At 53.2% G+C, this 4,197-nt stretch carries 5 protein-coding genes; all 5 read right to left on the bottom strand.

From position 1 onward, the window contains the following. Positions 1 to 54: 54 nt before the first annotated feature. Entirely contained in the window at positions 55 to 834 is a 780-nt protein-coding gene (locus tag H5U36_09375; protein ID MBC7218322.1) for an ABC transporter ATP-binding protein, read from the bottom strand. Positions 835 to 879: 45 nt separating this feature from the next. Further along, entirely contained in the window at positions 880 to 2,049 is a 1,170-nt protein-coding gene (locus tag H5U36_09370; GenBank protein ID MBC7218321.1) for an ABC transporter substrate-binding protein, read from the bottom strand. 54 nt (positions 2,050 to 2,103) lie between these two features. Continuing rightward, positions 2,104 to 3,009 (bottom strand): isoaspartyl peptidase/L-asparaginase, encoded by a 906-nt coding sequence (locus tag H5U36_09365; GenBank protein MBC7218320.1) that lies wholly within the window; start codon positions 3,007 to 3,009, stop codon positions 2,104 to 2,106. A gap of 71 nt (positions 3,010 to 3,080) precedes the next feature. Then, the gene (locus tag H5U36_09360) at positions 3,081 to 3,275 is read right to left on the bottom strand and encodes a hypothetical protein (GenBank protein MBC7218319.1); all 195 of its coding nucleotides are present in this window, start codon (positions 3,273 to 3,275) and stop codon (positions 3,081 to 3,083) included. A gap of 13 nt (positions 3,276 to 3,288) precedes the next feature. Beyond that, positions 3,289 to 4,197, bottom strand: a 909-nt coding sequence (locus H5U36_09355) for a ferrous iron transporter B (protein ID MBC7218318.1), incomplete at its 5' end; no start/stop codon positions are given.

The following is a 4,197-nucleotide window of genomic DNA, read 5'->3' as shown; positions in this document are numbered from 1 at the left end:
TCGAGTTCCTGTACCGCCGGAATGACACCGTACCTTACCGTAACCTTTTCGAGCCTAAGCAACGAGATCACCCGTCCCCAAGTAGGCTTCAATGACCCGAGGGTCTCTGCGAACTTCCTCAGGAGTCCCCATAGCGATAACCGAACCGTAATCGAGAACCTGTATGACCTCAGCAAGCCCCATAACGAAGGACATGCGGTGTTCGACAATGACCATGGTGAGGTTGAGGTCCTTCTTGATTTCAGCCACGAGATGAGCCAAATCATCGGCCTCCTTCGTGTTCATACCTGCTGACGGCTCGTCAAGGAGAATGAGCTCTGGTTCTGTCATGAGAGCTCGGGCAATGTCGAGCTTCCGCTGAAGTCCGTAAGGAAGACTTGCAGCGGGCTCTTTCCGAAATTCGTACATACCGAAACGTTCGAGCATCTCGCAGACCTTTCGCTCAATGTTTCTTTCTTCCCGGAAAAAGGAAGGAGCCGAAAAGAGGGTGGGCAAAAACCCACACCGAGCATGAATGTGGGCTGCAACTCTCAGGTTCTCCTCCACAGTAAGAGAAGAGAAAAGGCGGAGGTTCTGAAAGGTTCGTGTGAGTCCCAAAGAAGCAATAACATCGGGACGAGCGTAGGTGATGTCTCTCCCCTTGAAAAAGATTCTTCCTCGGGAAGGCTTCAGAACGCCACTTATGAGGTTGAAAACCGTGGTTTTCCCTGCGCCATTTGGCCCAATGAGGCCGTAAATCGCCCCTTTAGGGAGCTCCAACTCGTAACCGCTGACTGCCGTGAGACCTCCAAAATGCTTCCAGAGATCTCTAACCTCAAGAATCCATTCGCCCATCGCTGCACAAAAAGGGGAGGGCAAAAGCCCTCCCCAAACCCCCTTTCACTTAGCAATCTTCGGATCCGGCAAGTACTCAGGAGCAACTTGCTTCACGGTGACAAACTTTCCGTTCTTCACCTCGATCACAGCCACAGACTTATTCGGTACCTGGCTGCCACCCTCGTAGGAGATGGTTCCGGAAACACCCTGGAAATCCTTAATCTGGGCAAGACCCTCGGGAATCTTCTTGGGATCGTCAGTACCGACGATTTCGATGGCCTTGGCGAGAATCTTCATGGCATCGTATCCGAGGGCAGCAAAGGCGTTTTCAGGAGGATTGCCGAACATTGCCTGGTAATCGCTCTTGAACTTCTGCACAACAGGATTCGGGTCCTCAAGGGACATGTGGGTGGCAAAAACTACACCCTCTGCTGCTTCTCCACCGGTTTCCACAAGAAGCGGTGTATCAAAGCCGTCTTCGCCGAAAATGGGGATGGTCACACCGCCTTCCCGAATTTGCTTCACGATGAGCCCACAGTTTCCAGGAATGGCTCCAACGTACACGAAGTCAACCTCTCCTCGATCCTGGTACTCTTTAAGGCGGGCAACCATGCTCGAAAAGTCGGTCCAGCTCGTTTCAAAGTAGTCTTCGTAGACGACCTCACCACCATAGTGCTTTAGAGCATCGGCGAAATAGGCGCATACCGCAACGCTGAAGTCTACCGCAGTGTCCACCCAGATGGCCCCCCTCTTGAGGCCCAAATCCTTTACCGCGTACTCTGCAATGACCGCAGCCTGGGCGTTGTCCCCAAAACAGGCAAGCCAAGCTCCAGTCCGTTCCGGAATGCGAGGATGCGTCGCTCCAGGGGTGATGAAGGGTACACCGTACTCCCGGGCTAAGGGTGCGGCGATGTTCACCCAATGCGTATCACAGTACCCAATGAGCGCTGAAACCTTTTCGTTCTCGATGAGACGGATAACCGCGGCAACAGTCTCACCCTCATCAGCCTTCGTATCCACAACTTTGAGTTCAATCGGTCTTCCTAAAACCCCTCCTGCCTTGTTGATTTCCTCTGCGGCAAGTTTGACTCCGTTGAGGGCCGGAGTGTCAATGGATGCCCACGGGCCAGTCAGACCCATGACGACACCGATTTTAATTGGTTCGGCAGCGAAAGCACCAAAAGCCAAGGCAAACACAAGCACCACACTACCAAGAACCGCAAACCACCTCATCGAACCACCTCCTCAGAGATTTGAGTATGTTATACCCTTTTTCTACTTGCACCGTCAACCCTTTGGTGGAAAAACGTACGGCTCTTCCATTCCCTCCTGGAAGTACCCAAAAGTCAGCCTTCCCCCACACTCCCCAAAACCGATCTCTCCCGTTCTCCTCACTGCAATGGCCCCGCAGACGACACCGAACTTCCGCGCAAGCTCCATCCCCCGATTGACGGCCTCCTGAGGGGACATCTCTTCCATCCACTCGGCAACCTTTCGGGCAAGGCCAAGCTTCACAATGCCCTCTCCCTCTCCCGTCATGGAGACCCCGCCCCACTCCCAGGCAAAGGTTCCACATCCAATAATGGGGGAGTCGCCCACTCTCCCCGGAAGCTGCATCTCGATACCCCCGGTTGAGGTCCCAGCTGCAATGTGGCCGGAGGAATCCAAAGCCACCGCTCCTACCGTTCCAAGATGGGTCTTTCGGAGGCGTTCACGAGCCCTCTTCAGGTAGTAGTGGTAGATGGAGTCTTTCTCCTGCGCAGCTTTTGCAACGGATTTCTCAAGAGTGTGTATCGTGAGTTCGGCTACAGGATTGTACTCCTCAAAGCCCAAAAGGCGGGCAAAGAGATTGGCTCCTTCTCCCACAAGAAGGATATGCCGAGTCCTTTCCATAACCGCCCGGGCAACGGAAATGGGATGTCGGATGTTCTTTATGGCCGCAACCCCACCACAGGAAAGGTCATCTTTCATGATACTTGCCGAGAGTTCCACTTCTCCCAAGAGGTTCGGGAAAGCTCCCGTTCCTGCGTTAAGACGAGGGTCATCCTCAAGGACCTTTACGGCCTCCTCTACGGCATCCACTGCTTCCTTCTTCCGCAAGATTTCCATCCCCACAATACAGGCCTGGTACAGAGGCTCGAATACATCCGGAACCTCTTCCACACAGATACCACCATGGACAATAATGAGCACAAAAAATCACCTTCTCAATGAATTCCTGCGTTTTGCACTTCCCGTATTATACTGCAACCAAGGAGATAGACTCAGGCTTTCTCCTCTTCGAGTTCCTTTATGCGTCGTTCAACCCAGGCAAGGCGTCGGCGAAGGAATTCCGCTTCCTCTCGGAGCATTTCGAGTTCCTCTTCCCGGGTGAAAGTCCACCAGAAAGGGCCAAAACCGGGGAAGAGGCGAGCTCCAAAACAGAAGCATCCCACATCGCCAAAAAAGTACCGCCGCACCCCTACAACCTCCTTAGAGAAGAAGATTGAGGAAGCTCCCCACAAGGAAAGCAAAGGAGAGCATGATGGCCACCGCTACGAGCAGTCTCTTCCACCCGAACTCGCGGAGGATAACAACGAAAGCAGCAACACAAGGGAAAAAGAGGGAGAGAATGACGCTTGCAATCACAAGTTGCTTCACCGAAAGACCAAGGGGCAAAAGAAGTCCCATAGCCATGTACTTTCGGAGAAATCCCAAAGCAATGACAAAGAGCGCCTCCTGAGGAAGACCTAAGACCTTGGCGAACCACGGGCTTATGACCTTTGCAAGGTACGGAAAAGCATTAGTCAAACTCAAGAGGTTCACCGCCAGTACTCCGAGAAAAACGACAGGAAGCGCATCCCGCAAGAATCCTCTCAGGCGAACCCAGAGTTTTGAGAGAACAGCCTTGGGAAAAGGGAGACGGTACGGAGGAATCTCACAGATAAGGGGAGGACGGAACCCCGGGACAAGGTACTTGAGGAGGAACGCAAGAAGGACAACAACGACAAGGAGTGTCCCGTACACAGTGAGCACAGGGGCCACACCGTAAGGGGCAAGAACGCCAACAATGAGTGCCTGCTGCGCCGAGCAGGGGATACCGATGGCAATAAGAAGAGTAACAACAAAGCGTTCCTTTTCGCTCTCAAGAATCCTTGTTGCCATAATGCCAGGAACGTTGCACCCCAGCCCAAGGAGCATGGGCACAACGGAATACCCATGGAGCCCAAGGCGATGCAAGAATCCATCGAGGAACACCGCAAGGCGGGGTAAGTATCCCACATCCTCAAGGATACCAAGAACGAAATAGAAGGCAAAGACGTACGGGAGCACGGCTCCAAGGGATACATAGACCCCTGTAGAAAGGAGACCAAGCGACCGCTCAAAGTCAATGTGACCGTC

The organism is Candidatus Caldatribacterium sp., from assembly GCA_014359405.1.
In the GTDB taxonomy this organism is placed as follows: Bacteria; Atribacterota; Atribacteria; order Atribacterales; family Caldatribacteriaceae; genus Caldatribacterium; species Caldatribacterium oleiphilum.
This window is presented reverse-complemented; position numbering and strand designations above follow the sequence as displayed.

Coding starts and splice junctions, on each gene's coding strand:
- H5U36_09375 (MBC7218322.1), bottom strand. CDS start 834: ATGGGCGAATGGATTCTTGAGGTTAGAGATCTCTGGAAGCATTTTGGA.
- H5U36_09370 (MBC7218321.1), bottom strand. CDS start 2,049: ATGAGGTGGTTTGCGGTTCTTGGTAGTGTGGTGCTTGTGTTTGCCTTG.